This is a genomic window from Antarctobacter heliothermus, assembly GCF_900188425.1.
Lineage (GTDB): Bacteria > Pseudomonadota > Alphaproteobacteria > Rhodobacterales > Rhodobacteraceae > Antarctobacter > Antarctobacter heliothermus.
This window is the reverse complement of sequence record NZ_FZON01000048.1, coordinates 23,494-40,180: the sequence shown is the minus strand read 5'-3', so window position 1 is coordinate 40,180 and position 16,687 is coordinate 23,494. Positions and strand designations below refer to the sequence as shown.

Below are 16,687 nucleotides of genomic sequence, written 5' to 3'. Positions count from 1 at the left end.
CGCAAGAATGCCAAGCCGTGGAAGCCATCGACTGCAGGGGCTATCGCTCGGAACGAGGCGCTGCGCGCTTCGAAATACCTTGGCCGCGCCATCTGGAGAAAATGGAGCGGATACCACCGACGAAGCCGCGCCGAGACGAAGATGCATTGCGTGAAGCTGCTGGGGCAGAGCCTCATGGCGCGCGACTTCGATCGTCAGGTCGCCGAACTTCAGATCCGCGCCGCCGTGCTCAACGGCTACACCGCGCTCGGCATACCCGTCACAGAGCCTGTGGGATAATTGCGTCCGGGGAAAGGGGAACTCCGGACGTTACCGACTTTGCGCAACAAAGCCCGTCGAAGATGAAAAAGTGATCAAGAAATCAATTGAACTTTGATCCAAGCCCAGCAAGCGTCAGGTGCGTGCTCGCACGCACCACTCCGCCGCATCCATAGGTGCGTGAAATCACGCACCTATGCCAAATCCATCCCCGCCTTAAACCGCGCATCCCGATGCACAGACGAATACGGCCAATCCTCAACCCGCTCGACCAACCCATGCTTCACCGGGTTGATCCAACAATACCGTAGATGCGCCGCGAAATCCGCCTCGTCCCGAATATGATGCTCCCAGAACCGCCGCTGCCAAACAGCCGCTTCGCGCTTGGTCTCCCGTAGGCCGGGCTTCAGCCCGGCAAACCGCCCAGACCGAACAACGGGCAATTCACTTGGCATCTTTGGGTAAGCCGGGCTTAAGCCCGGCCTACACCCATCATCAGAGGCATATTTTTCCCGCACCGCCATCGTGAACCGCGCCTTGATTGCCCCCCATCGTCGGCCATACGCCCTGTCCCCCGCAGGCATCTGCCAGATGCAATGCAGGTGATCCGGCAGGACCACCCAAGCCTCGATCTCGAATGGCCGCTCGGCCCGCGTCCTGCGCACCGCATCCCGCAAGAGGTCAACCTCCTGCACCAATGAGTCGCTTCCACGGTCCACAAGAGTGACCGTAAAGAACACGCGCGCGCCGGAAACCTTGGGACGGATGTAGCGGGACATGCGCCATCCTCGCCCAAAGAGGGTTAATGGTCCGTGAAACCACGCCCCCTCCCCATCATTGCCCCCCAAGCCGCAACGCACTACTCTCCGCATCCCATACGGGGGGAGAGTCTCGCATGTTCCGCAAAAGCACATCCTTGGTGTCCACCTCGGCGCTGGTCATGGCCCTGGTCGGCCCCGTTGCCGCCCCTCTGGCCGCGCAGCCGCAGGAATGCCTTGGTCATGATCTGAACGATCCCGCGTTGTCCATCCCGATGAACGCGCCGGCGCATACATGGACGCTCTATAACCTTGGACCCGGCGCGATCGTCATCCGTACCAGCGCGGGGCAGATCCTGCCTGGTCCCGCCCCCAGCAGTGAGCCTGAGCCCGTGCCCTTTTCAGGCGAGACCGGCACCAGCTACGCCATCGCTTTGGCCGGTCCGGGTCTGACCATCGTCTATATCTGTCCCGGCCTCTGAGCCGGTCAAAGGTTAAGCGCAGGTAAAACCGCCTCTGTAACCCCTTGATTTTTAACGGGGGGGAATCTGTCCACGCGTGGACAGCGCCAGACACACCCTCAGGCCTGCGCCCCCCGCGCCGCCTCGGGATGCGCCCGCAAGAAGTGATGCAGCACGACGTACAGATCCTTGGCGTGGGCCTTGTTTCCCTTATGCAGCGCCTCGCGAATATCCTCGCAAATCATCTGCTGCAGCTTGGCCGCCCCGTGATGCTCATGCATCATATATTCGGCCAGACAGGTCGCGTTGACGTCCGGCAGGCCATCATGTTCGGCCACCGCCTCGATCTCTTCGCGGCTGAGGCAGGTCATGTCTTCGATGTCGTCCAGCGTGATCATGTCACGTCTCCCAAGGTGAATGCCTTGGCAGGCGAGCATAGTCGCCCTCTCGGGAACCGCATTGATCCTGATCATTTTCGCGCGGCGCGCGCTACTCGCCCAGTCCCGTGGTCCCGTCCGGTTCCTCCGGATATCCCACGTCCGGGGCGTAGTCGTCTTCCGGTGTTTCCTCAAAGTAGTCGGTCTCGCCATTCTGGCCTTCTTCGTAGGCCAGCGACCAGACCTCCTGCAACATCTCGCGTTCCACTTGCCGAAGGTAGGCGATCAGGCGCGGCAGCGGCGGGCGGGTGGACTCGATATAGCTTTTGACCCGGCGCATCGCCTCTTGCTTGCGCGGGATCGGCACCCGATCCAACGGGTTGACGTAGGAAACCGAACGCCCGTCGGCCCGGCCCTGTGTCGACACCACAGCCCCCGCAGGCGGTGCCCATCGCGGTCCCCCCAGCCAGACCGCCGCGAACATGATCTTGGCGCGGATCTCTGGCGTGCCGCCAACAATCAGGCCGTCATAGAACATGACATGTACGTCTTCCCATTTGGCACGATGGAACATGGCCCCCGATTCATTCCCGACGCCACAGTAGGCATCGTGAACGGCCGCCGCATTGATGAACTCTGGCGCGGTCGGATCGCCAACAATCGAGACAAATATCTTGGGGATCGATGCGCCGTCAGTCAGCGTTCGCGGCGGAGCCACCCAACTGTTGCCCCGCGCATCGACAAAGTTCAGCGGCCCGGCTGTGGGAAAGAACTTGTAGGGACGTTTTGGCAATTCGACCGGCTCTGGCAGGACGCGCAGGGGCGACTGGCTAAAGGTACACCCCCCCTGTGGCCGGGTCAGACAGGACAGTTCCGGCGCGTCGGCCCGGCTGCTCTGGGCAATGTAGCCCGTTGTATCGCAGGCCGCGAGCGCGAGAGCGCAAGCGGTCAAAATAGCAAAGTTGCGCATGGGACTATCCGTTTGGTCAAATTCGTTGTCGGGAAAATACGGCAGTCCCGCGTGCCGATCAAGCCGCGCCTGACCCAGATCAAGGAATTCGCATGCCGCCAACACTATGTGTCGCACACTTATGCAGTTCAGGAGAATGCCATGTTTCGTTTGGCCAGTTTGCTCTATTCTCTGATTTCCACCAGCCTTGCCGGAACGATGATCATCGCCGTTCTTGTGGCGGGCCATGACACGCTCATGCCGATCCTCATCGCGGCGGCGGTCGGTTTTGTGTTGGCCGCCCCCGTGTCCTGGCTTGTCGCGCGCCGTCTCTACAACTGACGCAACAGGCCGTCAGCGCAACGCTCAATCAAATCCAACGCGCCATCGAAGTCCCGTGTGAAATAGGGATCGGGCACCTGCGTCGCGTCACCGCTGGCAGCAAAATCGGTCATCAGCCTGATGCGCGCCCCGCCCGCCCTCGGCGCAAGGGCGTTCAGGTCATCCAGGTTCTGTGCGTCCATCGCCACGATCAGTTCGAAGCGACCGAAATCGTCAGAGGACACTTGGCGGGCGCGCAGGTCTGACATGTCATATCCTCGCGCCCGGGCCACATCCTGCATCGGACCATAGGGCGGCGCGCCGCTGTGCCAGTTACCGGTTCCGGCGCTGTCCAGTTCAACGGGCACCCCCTGAGCGTCCGCCTTGGCCCGCACGACGGCCTCGGCGGTCGGGGACCGGCAGATGTTGCCGAGACAGACAAAGAGGATACGGTGGGACATCATCTGGTCCTACCGACCGGGACACTTTTCAGCAAGGGAGCCGTGATGAGCGGAAAGATCGTCATACTGACCGGGGCGGGCCTGTCGGCAGAAAGCGGGCTGGGCACCTTTCGCGATGAAGGCGGGCTTTGGGCGCAACACCGGATCGAGGACGTGGCCACGCCAAAGGGCTTTGCCCGTGATCCGCGCCTGGTCCATGCCTTTTACAACGCGCGCCGCCAGCAGGCTGCCGAAGCTACGCCAAATGCCGCCCACGACGCCCTTGCGCGGCTTCAGCAGCGCTGGCCGGACGAAGTCATCCTTGTCACGCAAAACGTAGACGGACTGCATGAAAAGGCGGGCGCAACCGCGATCCACATGCACGGAATCCTGACCGGAGCGCTGTGCGCCGCCTGCGATCACCGCTGGCCTGCCCCGTCCGAAATGACACCACAGGACATGTGCCCTCACTGCCACGCGCCCGCCGCTCGCCCGGACATCGTTTGGTTCGGGGAGATACCCTATCACATGGAAGCGATCGACAAGCACCTGCAAGACTGCGCGATCTTTGCAGCCATCGGAACCTCAGGTCAGGTCTACCCGGCAGCGGGGTTCGTGGCTGAAGCGGCGCAATCCGGGGCCGAAACGGTCGAACTCAATCTGGACCGGACTGAAATCTCACGCGCGTTTGACAGCCACCATATCGGACCCGCAACCGATATCGTGCCACGCTGGGTGGATAGCCTTTTGACAGGCGGCGCGCGCCGCCTGCCGTTTGTGTAGGACGGGACTGCGCCCCGTCTTGGCGGGGCCTAGTTGCTGGCGCCCATGCCGTGGCCCATGCCCGCTCCCATGCCGTGCATCGGCTTGCGCTCCAGGTCGACGGGGATCTCGACCACCATCTCGCCCGCCTTCTCGAAGGTCAGCGTGACGGTGACGGCCTCGCCCTGCTCCATCGGCCCGTTCAGGCCCATGAACATCACATGGTCCCCACCGCGCTGCAGCATGTGGGTGCCCCCGGCGGGCACGGCAAAGCCTTCTTCCACTTCCATCATGCGCATGACGCCCTCGCCCATGTCCTTGTGCGTGTGCAATTCGACACGCACCGCGATCTCAGAGCTTGCGCCGATCAGCCGGTCATCCTCGGCGCCGGTGTTTTCGATCACCATAAAGGCAGCACCGGCCTTGGCCGTGGGGCCAGAGCTGCGCGCATAGGGGTCTTTGATCACGATGTCGGCAAGGGCAGGAGTGGCAAGAGACAGCGCAACAGCGCCGACGAAAAGGGTCTTCAGGTTCATTTTGGTATCCTCAGGTTTCTCTGTCAGGTTTCGCAACACGTCGTCAGAGAAAAGCGGGCGGGCCCCGGGCCCGCGCAGCTATCGATACCAGCAAACCGCTCACTTGAGGCGGCGCATCCCACGTCACCGACCGCCAGACCAACGAACGCGCTGTCGGCGGCGGGACCATGCCTGTTGCGACAAACAGCGCCAAGGCAGCGTCGGGGCAGATATGCTGCACCTGCATCGGCTGCCCGTCCGCGTCCACCAAAACGGTCGACACGGTCAGACCGCGGCAGATCACCATCGTGCCCGCCGGACCCGCCTGACCGCGTGCAAACGCGGCCGACTGGCTGGTCACGGCCAGAATGACCGCCAGCACAATGCCAAACAAGGGTCGCATACGCTTCTTCATGCGCTCGATATATTGGCATTGTCAGATGTGACCAAAGCGACAAAAGGAAACAGCCCCGCACCAGTTGGCGCGAGGCTGCTATCACTGTCCATCGTCAGATAGCTTCAGGCGTCAGCCTGTGCTGTCTTGATCTCTTTCTTGACCTTCAGGGCGCGATCCGAAAGCTCGGTATCTTTCGCCTTGGCCAGGAACTTGTCCAGACCGCCACGGTGGTCAACCGACCGCAGAGCATGGGCAGAAATGCGCAGCTTGACGCCACGGCCCAAAGTCTCGGACTGGAGGGTCACGTCATTCAGGTTCGGCAGAAAACGGCGCCGGGTCCTGTTGTTGGCGTGGCTCACATTGTTGCCCACCATGGGGCCTTTGCCGGTCAGTTCGCACACACGCGACATCGGTTCGTCCTCATCCACTGGTGGCAAGGCCTTTGCCCCGCCGGTCTCATCCATGCAGGGGGAGGTTCCGCCCTGCCAATATCAAAAGGCGCCGCCCGTTTGTTGGATCGGGGGGCGCCCGGAATCTGGTTCGACGGTGCATATGCAGATGCGCAGGGTTCGTCAAGGGCCTGTTGCGATTCATCAAGTGCCGACCTGCGGCTTTGCGCAGCCGCATTGGCACCGCCCCGAGCCACGCCCCATCTGCGACCCCGCAATCAGTCCATCTGCAAGTGATCGCGCAACAACTCCTCTGCCGCCGCGGTGGGTGTCAGATCGCCTGCCTCAACCTGCCGCGCCAACGCCGCCATCGCCCCTTTCACAGGTTCACGGGACAATCGCGCCAACAAACGCTCGCGCACCTCCGCATTGAACCAGAATCGCGCCTGCGCCGCACGCCGCGCCGCGAAATGGCCAGTGTCGCGCCGCCATTCCGCAAGGGACTGCATCTCATCCCAGGCCTTCGCCAGCCCGGTGTCCTCCAGCGCTGATACGGTCATCGCCTTGGGAAAGCCCTCGGGGTCTTGCGGGCGTTTGCGCAACAGACGCAACGCCCCGGCATAATCGGCACAGGTCCGCAGCGCCGTCGCTTTCAGATCCCCATCCGCCTTGTTGACCAGCAGGATATCGGCCATTTCCATGATGCCGCGCTTGACGCCCTGCAATTCATCCCCGCCCGCAGGTGCCAGCAGCAACAGGAACAGATCCGACATCTCGGCCACCATGGTTTCCGACTGTCCGACCCCCACGGTCTCGATCAACACAACGTCGAACCCCGCCGCTTCGCACAGGTCTGTTGCCTCGCGTGTACGCCGCGCCACCCCGCCAAGTTGCGTTTGCGACGGGGACGGCCGGATAAACGCATTGCGATCCCGCGACAGCCGCTCCATCCGCGTCTTGTCCCCCAGAATCGATCCGCCGGACCGGGCCGACGACGGATCGACCGCCAGAACCGCAACCTTCAGCCCCTGCGCCGTCAGCATCAGACCAAAAGTTTCGATAAAGGTGGACTTGCCCACCCCCGGCGTCCCCGACAGCCCCACGCGCAAGGCTTCGCGGCCATGTCCTTTCAAACCTTCCAGCAGATGCAGCGCCTGCGCACGATGATCCGCCCGCCCGCTTTCCACCAGTGTGATCGCCCGGGCCAGCGCCCGCCGTTCGCCCGCCAGGATGCGGGTCTTGAGGTCGTCAATATCCATCCCTGTTTCATCCCGCGCGCACCAATAAAAGTCCAGACCACGCTTCAGCTTCTTCTGGCCTGAAGTATCCCGGGGGAGTCGACCACAGGGAGACGGGGGCAGCGCCCCCTTGCCCTCACTGGCCAAACGCCCGCCCCATCGGCTAAAGCGACCCCATGACACGCCTCCCCATCGAAGACGCCCTGCCGGATCTCATGGCCGCCCTGCGCGCCTGCGGCCGTGCCGTCCTGCAGGCCCCGCCCGGCGCGGGCAAGACAACCCGTGTCCCGCTTGCATTGCTTGACGCGCGTTTGACCGATGGCCGCATAGTCATGCTGGAACCCCGCCGTCTTGCCGCGCGCGCCGCCGCACAGCGTCTGGCCGAACAACTGGGCGAATCCCCGGGCGGAATCGTCGGCTACCGGATCCGGGGCGATTCCAAAGTCTCGAAACGGACACGCATCGAAGTTGTGACAGAGGGCATCCTGACCCGCATGATCCAGTCCGATCCGGAACTGACCGGCGTCGGCGCGGTTCTGTTTGATGAATTTCACGAACGCTCTCTGAATGCCGACTTTGGCCTCGCGCTGTGCCTCGAAATCACGGACGCCCTGCGGGACGATCTGATCCTGATCGCCATGTCAGCGACGCTGGACGCCCAGCCGGTGGCGGATTTAATGCAGGCTCCCGTCATCACATCGCAGGGCCGTGCCTTCCCGGTCGATACCCGCTGGCTGCCGCAGCCGCTGGCAAAACGCACCCGGTTCGACACGGCTCTGGCCGATCTCATCTTTCAGGCGCATCAGGAAACCCAAGGCGGCATCTTGGCCTTCCTTCCCGGCGAGGGTGAGATTCGCCGCACCGAGGCACTGCTGAAATCTCGCCTGCCGCCCGACACCCACTTGCGCCCGCTATTCGGGGCGATGGATCTTTCGGCCCAACGCGCGGCCATCCGTCCAGAGCAAACCGGCCGCAAGCTGGTGCTTGCCACATCCATAGCGGAAACCTCGCTCACGATTGAGGATATCCGCGTCGTTGTCGACGGCGGCAAGGCCCGCCGCGCACGGTTCGACCCCGGGTCCGGCATGTCCCGGCTGGTGACTGAACGTGTCACCCGCGCCGAAGCGACCCAGCGCGCTGGACGTGCGGGCCGTATTGCCCCCGGCGTGGCATATCGACTTTGGACAAAGGGTGAAGAAGGCGGGCTAAGCCCCTTCCCGCCTGCGGAAATCGAAAATGCAGATCTGGCCGGTCTCCTGCTTGAAATCGCTCTCTGGGGGGCAGATTCGGCGCAATTACCCTTTCTGACGCCGCCGCCGGAACGCGCCTGCGCCGAGGCCCAGGCGCTGTTGCAAATGTTGGGCGCATTGGATGCAGAGATGCTGATCACAGCCCATGGACGGGCTCTATGCAGGCTCCCCCTCCATCCAAGACTTGCACATATGCTGACTCTTTGCGGCCAAGACGCGGTCAATCTGGCGGCCCTCTTGTCTGATCGCGATCCACTCACAGGGGCATCCTCGGACCTCTCGCTACGGCTCGATGCTCTGCGTGATTCACAGGGATTTTCGCGGCGGCGTCCCGAACAAATCAACCGCGCCGCGCTGGAACGGATCAAGACAGAGGCCAGACGCCTCACCAAAAGCATGAAACGTGCCCCTGAACGTCCTGCCCCAAAAGAGAATTATACCGCTGCCGAAATGGCGGCTCTGGCCTATCCGGATCGGATCGGTCTGCGCCGCGCGGGCGACAGCGCACGCTACCAATTGTCCGGAGGCAAAGGCGCGGTCATGGAGGATCACGATCCACTGGCCAAAGAGCGGTTGGTCGTCGTCACCGACACGGACGGCAACCCGCGTGAAGCAAAGATCCGGCAAGCCATTGCCATCTCCCTTGCCGAAATCCGCACGCTGTTCGAGGAACGGATCACCTGGACCGACCTCTGCGAATGGTCGAAACGCGACCGCCGTGTCATCGCGCGGCAACAGGAACGGTTGGGGGCAATCGCGCTGGACGACCGCATCTGGAAAGATGCCCCCGACATAGCGCTTGCCCGCGCCATGCTTGACGGCGTCCGCGACCTCGGCATCACGCTGTCGGACGCCGAACGCCGGTTTACCGCCCGAGTGGCATTGGCGCGGGACGCCGGTCAAGACTTGCCGGACATGTCCCCGGAGGCACTGCTTGGCACCATCGACACCTGGCTGTTGCCCTACCTGACCGGCGTGCGCAGCGCCGCCGACTGGAAACGGCTCGATCTTTTGCCCGCCCTTCGCGCAATGCTGGATTGGAACCAACTCCAGTCACTGGAGTCCGTCACGCCCGCTCATTTCACCACACCACTTGGCCGCCAGATTCCGATCGACTATTCCGGCGACCATCCGGAAATCAGTCTTCGCCTGCAAGAACTCTTTGGCCAGAAGACGCATCCGATGGTGGGCCGAACGCCGCTGAAGGTTACCCTGCTGTCTCCCGCCCATCGCCCGGTCCAGACAACCATGGACCTGCCCGGCTTCTGGTCCGGCTCTTATGCGGATGTGCGCAAGGACATGCGGGCGCGCTATCCCCGGCACCCCTGGCCAGAAGACCCGACACAGGCGGATCCCACATTGCGGGCCAAGCCGCGCGGCACCTGAAGCTCACCGCGTTCCTGCAGCCATGGCAATATGGTACTCTAGCCGGATCAAAACGAGACACCTCATGCTCTGGGCCTCAATGCCTGCGAGACCGTCACTTGCCAGATGCCCAGCGTGCCGATGGTCGTACACTGCTGCCATCGCCACGCATGTCATCGCCAGATCGGGCCCAGGTCGAGGGCCCGACCTGCAACGCCATCCTGCCCACGCCCGGCAGGAATGGGCAGGTCGTGACCTACGGCAAGGACTGCGGCGTCGCCGTTTCAGCGCCCATACCATCCGACAGGGTATCGCTCTGTTCCCCGAGTAGACCGCCGCCCTGCCAGACGGCACGCCAAGGTCGCAGCGTGGCTGAAGGGCGGGCCGCTGGCGCGCGCAGGCGCGGCAGTCGGGGCGCGTGAAAGACCGCCGTCAGACGTCCAGACACCAACGCATGATGGCCTTCTGCGCGTGCAGGCGGTTCTCTGCCTCATCCCAGATGACAGAGTTCGGGCCGTCCATGACCTCGGATGTCACCTCTTCCTCGCGGTGCGCGGGCAGGCAATGCATGAACAGTGCGTCGGGTTTGGCCGCCTCCATCAGGCGGGCGTTCACCTGATACGGGCGCAGCATGTTGTGCCGCCGCTCGCGCGAGCTTTGGGCGTCGTGCATCGACACCCAAGTGTCCGTGACGATCAGATCCGCACCCTCGACCGCCTTGATCGCATCGCGTTCAATAGTGATGGTCCGGCCCTCATTGCGCGCCCAGCCCACGGATTCCATCTCGGGGTCCAGTTGCACCGGACCGGAAAAGGTCAGGTCAAAACCAAACTGCCCGGCGGCATGCAGGAACGAGGTGCAGACATTGTTGCCGTCACCGCACCAGACCACCTTTTTTCCGGCAATCGGGCCGCGATGCTCTTCGAATGTCTGGATGTCGGCCATGATCTGACAGGGATGCGACCTGTCGGTCAGCCCGTTGATCACCGGCACGCTGGCATATTCGGACATTTCATCCAGCACCGACTCGTCAAACGTCCGGATCATGATCAGATCGACATAGCGCGACAGCACGCGGGCCGTGTCGGCGATGGTCTCGCCGTGACCCAGCTGCATCTCGTTGCCTGACAAAACCATGCTTTGTCCGCCTAGCTGGCGCACGCCCACATCAAACGAAACCCGCGTCCGGGTCGACGGTTTTTCAAAGATGAGGGCGACCATCCGACCGGCCAGCGGCTGGTCGTCGTCAGGGGCGGCCTTGGGCCGCCCCTGACGGGCGGTTTTCATCGCCATGGCGTTGTCGATAATGGACCGCAAATCGGGCTTGTCGGTCTTGTGAATGTCGAGGAAATGATTCATCGCGTTTTTCTTCTTTATTGAAGGGGATGGGGGCGCTGCCCCCGGTCGCCTGACGGCGTCTCCCCGTAGATATTTCAGGCCCGAAAACACTCAGGCGGGTTGGCTTTCCAGCGCAGTGGCGGCGGTGTCGAGACGGTTGAACGCCTCTTGAATCTCATCTTCGGTGATGTTCAGCGGCGGCAGCAGCCGCACGATATTGTCTGCCGCCGGGACGGTGATGACCTCAGCAGCATACCCGGCCTTGACAACATCCGCGGGCGGCAGTTTGGACTTGAGACCCAGCATCATGCCGCAGCCTCGGACGCCTTCGAAAACACCAGGATGCGCTGCAACCAGCCCTTCCAGTTTTTGCCGCAGCAGACCCGCGCGTGCGCGGACATCGTCGAGAAAGTCAGGGTCGGACACGATGTCCAGCACCGCCTTGCCCACTGCGCAACCCAGCGGGTTGCCGCCATAGGTCGACCCGTGGGTGCCCGCGACCATACCGCAGGCGGCGTCTTCCGTGGCCAGCACCGCCCCCAAAGGAAAGCCCCCGCCGATGCCCTTGGCGATCATCATGATATCCGGCGTGATGCCCGCCCATTCATGGGCAAACAGACGTCCGGTGCGTCCGACACCACATTGCACCTCATCAAGGATCAGCAGCAGACCCTTTTCGTCACACAAGTCGCGCAGCCCCTTCAGGCATTGGTCGGGCAGCGTGCGGATGCCGCCCTCGCCCTGCACCGGCTCGATCAGGATCGCGCCCGTGGTGTCGTCGATCGCCGCGTGCAATGCGTCGTGATCGCCCCAAGGCAGCGTCTTGAACCCGCCCAGCACCGGGCCAAAGCCCTTGACCATTTTGTCCGACCCGGAGGCCGCGATGGCAGCAGAGGACCGACCGTGGAAACAGCCATCAAAGGTCAGGATGCCGGTCTTTTCCGGGTGGCCCTTTTCGTACCAGTACTTGCGCGCCATCTTGACCGCCAGTTCGCAGGCCTCGGTCCCGGAGTTGGTGAAAAAAACCGTATCGGCAAACGTCGTTTCGACCAGTCTGTCCGCCAGCGCCTGCTGTTGCGGGATCTCATACAGGTTGGACACATGCCACAGCTTGTTCGCCTGCTCGGTCAGCGCCGCGACCAGCGGCGAATGCGCATGGCCCAGCACGTTCACGGCGATGCCGGACCCGAGGTCCAGAAAACGTCGCCCGTCTTCCTCGAACAGCCAGCAGCCTTCGCCCTTCACGAAATGCAGGGGCGCGCGGTTGTAGGTCGGCAGAACGGAGGGGATCATGTCGCTGTCCTCAGGGGGATAAGAGGCCCGATTGGTGGCAAGCGCCTTGGGCCGAGTCAAGTTGTAAGGGGATTATGATTCAACGGACGCGCCCGCGCCACACGGGGGGCGAGGAGATCAAGAGGTGTTATCCTCGTCGGATCTGGACCATTGTCATCATGTCCCTGCTCATACAGCATTTCCGCAACCGCGCAAGCATTTGCAATCCTGCCACCATTGCGCGGCCCGGCGGGCATCGTTAGCGTCACGCCATGACAGCGCCCCTTATCGACAATCTCCAGTACTGCAACTTCTCCGAAAAGGTCTTTCGTCAGTTGCGCGCCGGTGGGGTGGACGCGATCCACGTCACCATCGCCTATCACGAAAGCTTTCGGGAGATGGTGGCCAACCTTGAACGCTGGAACCGTTGGTTTGAGCGTTTCCCCGACCTGATCTTGCGCGGAACAGAGGCGCATCATGTGCGCGAGGCACAAGAGTCTAAGCGCACCGCCGTCTTCTTCGGCTTTCAGAACCCGTCCCCCATCGAGGACGACATCGGGCTGGTCGAGATCGTGCACCAGATGGGCGTGCGGTTCATGCAACTGACGTACAACAACCAATCGCTGCTGGCGACTGGTTGCTATGAGGAAGACGACACCGGCCTGACCCGCATGGGCCGCGCCGTGGTGTCTGAGATGAACCGAGTCGGCCTTGTGATCGACATGAGCCATTCGGCAGAGCGCTCCACGCTGGAAGCGATCGACCATTCCACCCGCCCCATTGCCATCACCCATGCCAACCCAGACTGGTGGCATACCGCGCTGCGCAACAAATCGGATGAGGTCCTGCGCGCGTTGACCAATTCGGGCGGGATGCTGGGCTTTTCTCTCTATCCGCATCACCTGGCGGGCGGCACCAACTGCACCCTCACCAGCTTTTGCGAGATGGTGGCAGAGGCGGCAGACCGTTACGGCGCCGAAAACCTCGGGATTGGCAGCGACCTGTGCCAGGACCAGCCCGACAGCGTGGTCGAATGGATGCGCGTCGGGCGCTGGACCAAGGGCATCGACTATGGCGAAGGGTCCGCATCGGCCCCCGGCTTTCCGCCGATGCCCGACTGGTTTCAAGACAATCGAGACTGGGACAACATCCGGGACGGGTTGCGGGACGTCGGATTCTCGCGGGGCGAGACCGAGGGCATCCTTGGCGGCAACTGGCTGCGGTTTTATGAGACAGGTTTCGGACCGGCCTGACGCGCGCGACAGATCACCTACAGAAAGATCGGCTCGCGCTTGCGGTTACCCGAAGGCTCTTCGGTGATGATCAGCAATTGTGACCCGGCCAGATGGGCCTGCGCCAACTGGTGGTAGACGACCAACGCCCTGCGCACCACATCTGTGGGCGACTGCGCCGGTGTCTTTTCGACCAGTTCGTTGATGATTTCCCCCAACTCACCATTCAAACGAATCGTGATGCGGTCCTTTTCGCGGGCTGCGGCCATGCTTGACGCCAATCTCCGGGACATGCGCCCGGCTCACTCTGGATATATGACTTTCTCAAAACTGGACTTATAGGCGCGACTGCCTGCCATTTCACCTCATTTGCCCGCCAAACTACCCTAATGTCAACGGAAATCCTTAAATATAACAGTAGTGAGCCATTGTCAGCCAAAAGTGACCAAACACCAAAAATGGCGCAATTCGTCACTAAATATGATATAGTGGCGTTTAACTTGAGAAACCGCATCAACTGGGAGCCAGTCCATGTCGCTGATTTCAAACAAGAACTTGCCAATCGCACGCAGAATAGCCCCCGACCCATTGCGGCCTTTCTCCCGGTCCCCCGCAGTCGATCCCGGCACGGGACGCAGGCACCTGCCGCGTGCCTACACCCTTGCCTATGGTCCCCAGTCCCCGACCCAAAACATGGAGGCGGTCCATGCCAGTCCACACCAATCGCCCTGACCCACTCTTTGACCGGGTTGACCCCCGGCTTGTTCGCGCCATCCAACGAGACGTTCACGAGGGGTTCTTCACCCCGAACTGGTGGCGAAAATATGTAACCGATGTGCTCGTTGGCATTACAATTCTGGCCGTGACGATACTTGTCGGCCATTCGATCCAATCCGAAAGCTCCGAGAAACCACCCGATGTCCAGACCACTCCGGATCAGGGTGTTCCCGCTCCGGTAAATCCGGGTGGCTATCGCAGAAATGCACCCAATCGTTCACTCCCTCCGATCATCGACCTGTGATCGGGCAGATCCGGGCCCCGCTCTGGATCGTCCGGAAAGCAGAGTTTCGGTCCGGGATCTTGACCTCACTTGCAGATTGCAACATCGATTTGCTGCAAAGCAAAACCCGGAGCCCAAGATGAAAGCCATGCTCTACGAGGCCTTCGGAGCGGCCCCGGTGATCACCTCTCTGCCAGATCCCGCGCCCGTGCCGGGCGGCGTCGTGATCAAGGTGGCCGCCACCGGCCTGTGCCGCAGCGACTGGCACGGCTGGATGGGCCACGACCCCGACATTGCCCTGCCGCATGTCCCCGGCCATGAACTGGCCGGCACCGTTGCCGCCGTGGGCGCAAGCGTGACCCGCTGGCGCGAAGGCGACCGGGTGACTGTCCCCTTTATCTGCTCCTGCGGCACTTGCCCGGAATGCCACGCCGGCCACCAACAGGTCTGCGACGCGCAGTTTCAGCCCGGTTTCACCCATTGGGGCAGCTTTGCCGAATTTGTCGCCCTGCCGCAGGCCGACCTGAACCTAGTGGCCTTGCCAGAAACGATGGGCTTTGACACGGCGGCCAGCCTGGGCTGCCGCTTTGCCACCGCCTTTCGCGCGGTTGTCGATCAGGGCCGCGTTCGGGGTGGAGAGTGGGTCGCCGTGCATGGCTGCGGCGGCGTCGGCCTGTCGGCCATCATGATCGCGCGCGCCATGGGCGCGCAGGTGGTCGCGGTGGACATTGCCACGGACAAGCTGGCCCTGGCGCGTCAGATGGGGGCCAATGCCACGGTGAACGCGCTGGACGGTGACGTGCCGCAGGCAGTGCATGACCTGACCGTCGGCGGCGCGCATCTGTCGATTGACGCGCTTGGCCATCCGCAGACCTGTGCCAATTCCATCCTGTCGCTGCGCAAGCGTGGGCGGCACGTTCAGGTCGGCCTGCTGCTGGGCGAACAAAGCCGCCCAGCCCTGCCCATGGACCGCGTTATCGGGTGGGAGCTGGAGATCCTTGGCAGTCACGGCATGCAGGCGCATCGCTACCGCGCCATGCTGGACATGATCCAAAGCGGCGCGCTGAGCCCCGACCGTCTGGTCGGCGACCGCATCACCTTGACGGATGCCGTGCCCGCCCTGATGGCGATGGACAGCTTTCAGGCGCGCGGCGCGACGGTCATCACGTCGTTCTGAGCGTGTCCCGGCGCTATGGCCTGCCGAACTCCGCGATCGCGCGCAGAAACAGCCGCGCGCCGACCTCGATCAGGCTGTCGGGGAAATCATAGTCCGGCGCGTGCAAGGCTGGGCACGCCTCCCCCGCACCCAGAAAAACCATCGCCGAGGGCATCGCTCTGCCGAACAGGCCAAAGTCTTCTGAGGCGCGCATCGGCAAGGCCGCCTCATGCCGGGGCATGTCCTGCACCGCGCGCTCCAGCAGGGCGGCGGCCACCGGGTGGTTTACGCAATGACCAAAGGCCTCATGCACCGTGATCTCAACCTCAAAACCCTGCGCGATCTCGGCCACCAAGGCGCGTGCCTCTGCCTCCAGCGCGGCCATCGCGTCGTCCAGAAGGGTGCGCAGGGTCACATAGATTTCGGCCTCTCCCGGCGCGACGCCGAAGGCAGGCACGCCCAGCCGCGCGTGGGTCACCGTGGCGAGGCGAAAGCCGGGATCGTCCGTGGGCAGATCGCGGGCCAGCGCGCCCAGCGCAGGGATCAGACCGGCCAGTGCGACACCGGGTGACACCCCCTTTTCGGGTTCCGAGGCATGGGCCGTCCGCCCCGTCAGCCGCACCCTCAAACCGCGTGAGGCGCAGTTGACTGGCCCTGTGCGCAATGCCACTGCACCGCGCGGCATTCCCGGCAGATTGTGCAAGGACACCGCCATGCTCGCGCCAAGATCCGCAAAGCGCGGATCGTCCAGCACCGCCCGCGCGCCTGCCCCGATCTCTTCCGCCGGTTGGAACAGCAGAATCACGCGCGCCGCGGGTGGCGCGGCGGCCAGCGCCTGCGCCACCGCATGCAGGATCGCCATATGCCCATCATGGCCGCACAGATGTGCTACCCCGTCGCGCTGTGAACGGTGCGCCGGACGGCCCGTCTCAAGAATCGGCAGCGCATCCAGTTCAGCGCGAACCAACAATGCGCCCTCGCCCTCGCCAAAGACCGCGGCGACGCCGGTGCCGCCCAGCCCGGTCACGACTTGGCGCGCGCCCAGCGCCGTCATCTCGGTAGTGATCCGCGCCGAAGTTTCACCCTCGAGCCCGGACAATTCCGGCAAGCGATGCAGGTCGTGCCGCAACGCCCGCGCCTTGCCCAACATTTCGCCGTCCAATTCATCTGCAATGCCCATGCACCACTCCCGTAACCCTGTCAGGGCAC

General features: G+C 63.1%; 19 protein-coding genes and 1 pseudogene. 8 read left to right on the top strand and 12 right to left on the bottom strand.

Going from position 1 to position 16,687, the window contains the following annotated elements; genetic code table 11:
• Positions 1-279 (top strand): annotated as a pseudogene (locus tag CHB90_RS19625) (IS5/IS1182 family transposase); the annotation flags it as partial.
• Between the two features lie 173 nt (positions 280-452).
• Here CHB90_RS19625 and CHB90_RS19620 read toward each other — a convergent pair.
• Positions 453-1,037: an REP-associated tyrosine transposase gene (locus CHB90_RS19620; RefSeq protein WP_089279541.1), complete on the bottom strand. Its 585-nt coding sequence runs from the start codon at positions 1,035-1,037 to the stop codon at positions 453-455.
• 116 nt (positions 1,038-1,153) lie between these two features.
• Here CHB90_RS19620 and CHB90_RS19615 point away from each other — a divergent pair, with 116 nt between their 5' ends.
• Complete coding sequence (locus CHB90_RS19615) at positions 1,154-1,498, top strand: hypothetical protein (protein ID WP_089279540.1); 345 nt, start codon at positions 1,154-1,156, stop codon at positions 1,496-1,498.
• Positions 1,499-1,596: 98 nt separating this feature from the next.
• On the opposite strand, the gene CHB90_RS19610 is transcribed toward CHB90_RS19615, so the two are convergent.
• Positions 1,597-1,875, bottom strand: coding sequence for a hypothetical protein (locus tag CHB90_RS19610; protein ID WP_089279539.1), 279 nt, complete (start codon positions 1,873-1,875; stop codon positions 1,597-1,599).
• Between the two features lie 91 nt (positions 1,876-1,966).
• Positions 1,967-2,824 carry a DUF1353 domain-containing protein gene (locus tag CHB90_RS19605; protein ID WP_089279538.1) on the bottom strand — a complete coding sequence of 286 codons (858 nt, stop codon included), beginning with the start codon at positions 2,822-2,824 and terminating at the stop codon, positions 1,967-1,969.
• Positions 2,825-2,965: 141 nt separating this feature from the next.
• Between CHB90_RS19605 and CHB90_RS19600 the strand changes: the two genes are divergently transcribed.
• Complete coding sequence (locus CHB90_RS19600; protein WP_089279546.1) at positions 2,966-3,145, top strand: CTP synthetase; 180 nt, start codon at positions 2,966-2,968, stop codon at positions 3,143-3,145.
• Here CHB90_RS19600 and CHB90_RS19595 read toward each other — a convergent pair.
• Entirely contained in the window at positions 3,136-3,585 is a 450-nt protein-coding gene (locus CHB90_RS19595; protein ID WP_089279545.1) for a low molecular weight protein-tyrosine-phosphatase, read from the bottom strand. The genes CHB90_RS19600 and CHB90_RS19595 overlap by 10 nt on opposite strands.
• A 45-nt stretch (positions 3,586-3,630) precedes the next feature.
• Here CHB90_RS19595 and CHB90_RS19590 point away from each other — a divergent pair, with 45 nt between their 5' ends.
• Positions 3,631-4,347: an NAD-dependent deacylase gene (locus CHB90_RS19590; protein WP_089279537.1), complete on the top strand. Its 717-nt coding sequence runs from the start codon at positions 3,631-3,633 to the stop codon at positions 4,345-4,347.
• 29 nt (positions 4,348-4,376) lie between these two features.
• On the opposite strand, the gene CHB90_RS19585 is transcribed toward CHB90_RS19590, so the two are convergent.
• The 4 genes from CHB90_RS19585 to meaB form a co-directional block, all read right to left on the bottom strand.
• The gene (locus CHB90_RS19585) at positions 4,377-4,862 is read right to left on the bottom strand and encodes a copper chaperone PCu(A)C (RefSeq protein ID WP_089279536.1); all 486 of its coding nucleotides are present in this window, start codon (positions 4,860-4,862) and stop codon (positions 4,377-4,379) included.
• A gap of 43 nt (positions 4,863-4,905) precedes the next feature.
• Positions 4,906-5,244, bottom strand: coding sequence for a hypothetical protein (locus CHB90_RS19580; protein ID WP_089279535.1), 339 nt, complete (start codon positions 5,242-5,244; stop codon positions 4,906-4,908).
• A 116-nt stretch (positions 5,245-5,360) separates the two neighbouring features.
• Positions 5,361-5,648 carry a 50S ribosomal protein L28 gene (gene rpmB / locus CHB90_RS19575; RefSeq protein WP_089279544.1) on the bottom strand — a complete coding sequence of 96 codons (288 nt, stop codon included), beginning with the start codon at positions 5,646-5,648 and terminating at the stop codon, positions 5,361-5,363.
• A gap of 257 nt (positions 5,649-5,905) precedes the next feature.
• A complete protein-coding gene (gene meaB, locus CHB90_RS19570) occupies positions 5,906-6,886 on the bottom strand; it encodes a methylmalonyl Co-A mutase-associated GTPase MeaB (RefSeq protein ID WP_089279534.1) in 981 nt (326 codons plus the stop codon).
• A 155-nt stretch (positions 6,887-7,041) separates the two neighbouring features.
• On the opposite strand from meaB, the gene hrpB reads away from it, so the two are divergent.
• On the top strand, positions 7,042-9,501 hold the full coding sequence (gene hrpB / locus CHB90_RS19565) for an ATP-dependent helicase HrpB (protein ID WP_089279533.1): 2,460 nt from the start codon (positions 7,042-7,044) through the stop codon (positions 9,499-9,501).
• A gap of 411 nt (positions 9,502-9,912) precedes the next feature.
• Here hrpB and argF read toward each other — a convergent pair whose 3' ends face one another.
• Positions 9,913-10,839: an ornithine carbamoyltransferase gene (argF, locus tag CHB90_RS19560; protein ID WP_089279532.1), complete on the bottom strand. Its 927-nt coding sequence runs from the start codon at positions 10,837-10,839 to the stop codon at positions 9,913-9,915.
• A gap of 90 nt (positions 10,840-10,929) precedes the next feature.
• Entirely contained in the window at positions 10,930-12,111 is a 1,182-nt protein-coding gene (locus tag CHB90_RS19555; protein WP_089279531.1) for an aspartate aminotransferase family protein, read from the bottom strand.
• Positions 12,112-12,362: 251 nt separating this feature from the next.
• Here CHB90_RS19555 and CHB90_RS19550 point away from each other — a divergent pair, with 251 nt between their 5' ends.
• On the top strand, positions 12,363-13,343 hold the full coding sequence (locus CHB90_RS19550; RefSeq protein ID WP_089279530.1) for a membrane dipeptidase: 981 nt from the start codon (positions 12,363-12,365) through the stop codon (positions 13,341-13,343).
• Positions 13,344-13,360: 17 nt separating this feature from the next.
• Here the strand turns inward: CHB90_RS19550 and CHB90_RS19545 are convergent, their stop codons facing one another.
• Entirely contained in the window at positions 13,361-13,591 is a 231-nt protein-coding gene (locus CHB90_RS19545) for a ribbon-helix-helix domain-containing protein (protein ID WP_089279529.1), read from the bottom strand.
• 437 nt (positions 13,592-14,028) lie between these two features.
• On the opposite strand from CHB90_RS19545, the gene CHB90_RS26285 reads away from it, so the two are divergent.
• Positions 14,029-14,343, top strand: a complete 315-nt coding sequence (locus CHB90_RS26285; protein WP_141135929.1) for a hypothetical protein — start codon at positions 14,029-14,031, stop codon at positions 14,341-14,343.
• A 118-nt stretch (positions 14,344-14,461) separates the two neighbouring features.
• Positions 14,462-15,499, top strand: a complete 1,038-nt coding sequence (locus CHB90_RS19540; RefSeq protein WP_089279528.1) for a zinc-dependent alcohol dehydrogenase family protein — start codon at positions 14,462-14,464, stop codon at positions 15,497-15,499.
• Between the two features lie 13 nt (positions 15,500-15,512).
• On the opposite strand, the gene CHB90_RS19535 is transcribed toward CHB90_RS19540, so the two are convergent.
• Entirely contained in the window at positions 15,513-16,658 is a 1,146-nt protein-coding gene (locus CHB90_RS19535; RefSeq protein ID WP_089279527.1) for an amidohydrolase, read from the bottom strand.
• Positions 16,659-16,687 lie beyond the last annotated feature (29 nt).

Excerpts from the sequence above, each read along its gene's own strand:
- CHB90_RS19600 (WP_089279546.1), top strand. The coding sequence starts at position 2,966 with ATGTTTCGTTTGGCCAGTTTGCTCTATTCTCTGATTTCCACCAGCCTT.
- CHB90_RS19545 (WP_089279529.1), bottom strand. The coding sequence starts at position 13,591 with ATGGCCGCAGCCCGCGAAAAGGACCGCATCACGATTCGTTTGAATGGT.
- CHB90_RS19620 (WP_089279541.1), bottom strand. The coding sequence starts at position 1,037 with ATGTCCCGCTACATCCGTCCCAAGGTTTCCGGCGCGCGCGTGTTCTTT.
- hrpB (WP_089279533.1), top strand. The coding sequence starts at position 7,042 with ATGACACGCCTCCCCATCGAAGACGCCCTGCCGGATCTCATGGCCGCC.
- CHB90_RS19580 (WP_089279535.1), bottom strand. The coding sequence starts at position 5,244 with ATGCGACCCTTGTTTGGCATTGTGCTGGCGGTCATTCTGGCCGTGACC.
- CHB90_RS19535 (WP_089279527.1), bottom strand. The coding sequence starts at position 16,658 with ATGGGCATTGCAGATGAATTGGACGGCGAAATGTTGGGCAAGGCGCGG.
- CHB90_RS19540 (WP_089279528.1), top strand. The coding sequence starts at position 14,462 with ATGAAAGCCATGCTCTACGAGGCCTTCGGAGCGGCCCCGGTGATCACC.
- CHB90_RS19550 (WP_089279530.1), top strand. The coding sequence starts at position 12,363 with ATGACAGCGCCCCTTATCGACAATCTCCAGTACTGCAACTTCTCCGAA.
- argF (WP_089279532.1), bottom strand. The coding sequence starts at position 10,839 with ATGAATCATTTCCTCGACATTCACAAGACCGACAAGCCCGATTTGCGG.
- CHB90_RS19585 (WP_089279536.1), bottom strand. The coding sequence starts at position 4,862 with ATGAACCTGAAGACCCTTTTCGTCGGCGCTGTTGCGCTGTCTCTTGCC.
- meaB (WP_089279534.1), bottom strand. The coding sequence starts at position 6,886 with ATGGATATTGACGACCTCAAGACCCGCATCCTGGCGGGCGAACGGCGG.
- CHB90_RS19590 (WP_089279537.1), top strand. The coding sequence starts at position 3,631 with ATGAGCGGAAAGATCGTCATACTGACCGGGGCGGGCCTGTCGGCAGAA.
- CHB90_RS19605 (WP_089279538.1), bottom strand. The coding sequence starts at position 2,824 with ATGCGCAACTTTGCTATTTTGACCGCTTGCGCTCTCGCGCTCGCGGCC.
- CHB90_RS19615 (WP_089279540.1), top strand. The coding sequence starts at position 1,154 with ATGTTCCGCAAAAGCACATCCTTGGTGTCCACCTCGGCGCTGGTCATG.
- CHB90_RS19595 (WP_089279545.1), bottom strand. The coding sequence starts at position 3,585 with ATGTCCCACCGTATCCTCTTTGTCTGTCTCGGCAACATCTGCCGGTCC.
- rpmB (WP_089279544.1), bottom strand. The coding sequence starts at position 5,648 with ATGTCGCGTGTGTGCGAACTGACCGGCAAAGGCCCCATGGTGGGCAAC.
- CHB90_RS19555 (WP_089279531.1), bottom strand. The coding sequence starts at position 12,111 with ATGATCCCCTCCGTTCTGCCGACCTACAACCGCGCGCCCCTGCATTTC.
- CHB90_RS19610 (WP_089279539.1), bottom strand. The coding sequence starts at position 1,875 with ATGATCACGCTGGACGACATCGAAGACATGACCTGCCTCAGCCGCGAA.
- CHB90_RS26285 (WP_141135929.1), top strand. The coding sequence starts at position 14,029 with ATGCCAGTCCACACCAATCGCCCTGACCCACTCTTTGACCGGGTTGAC.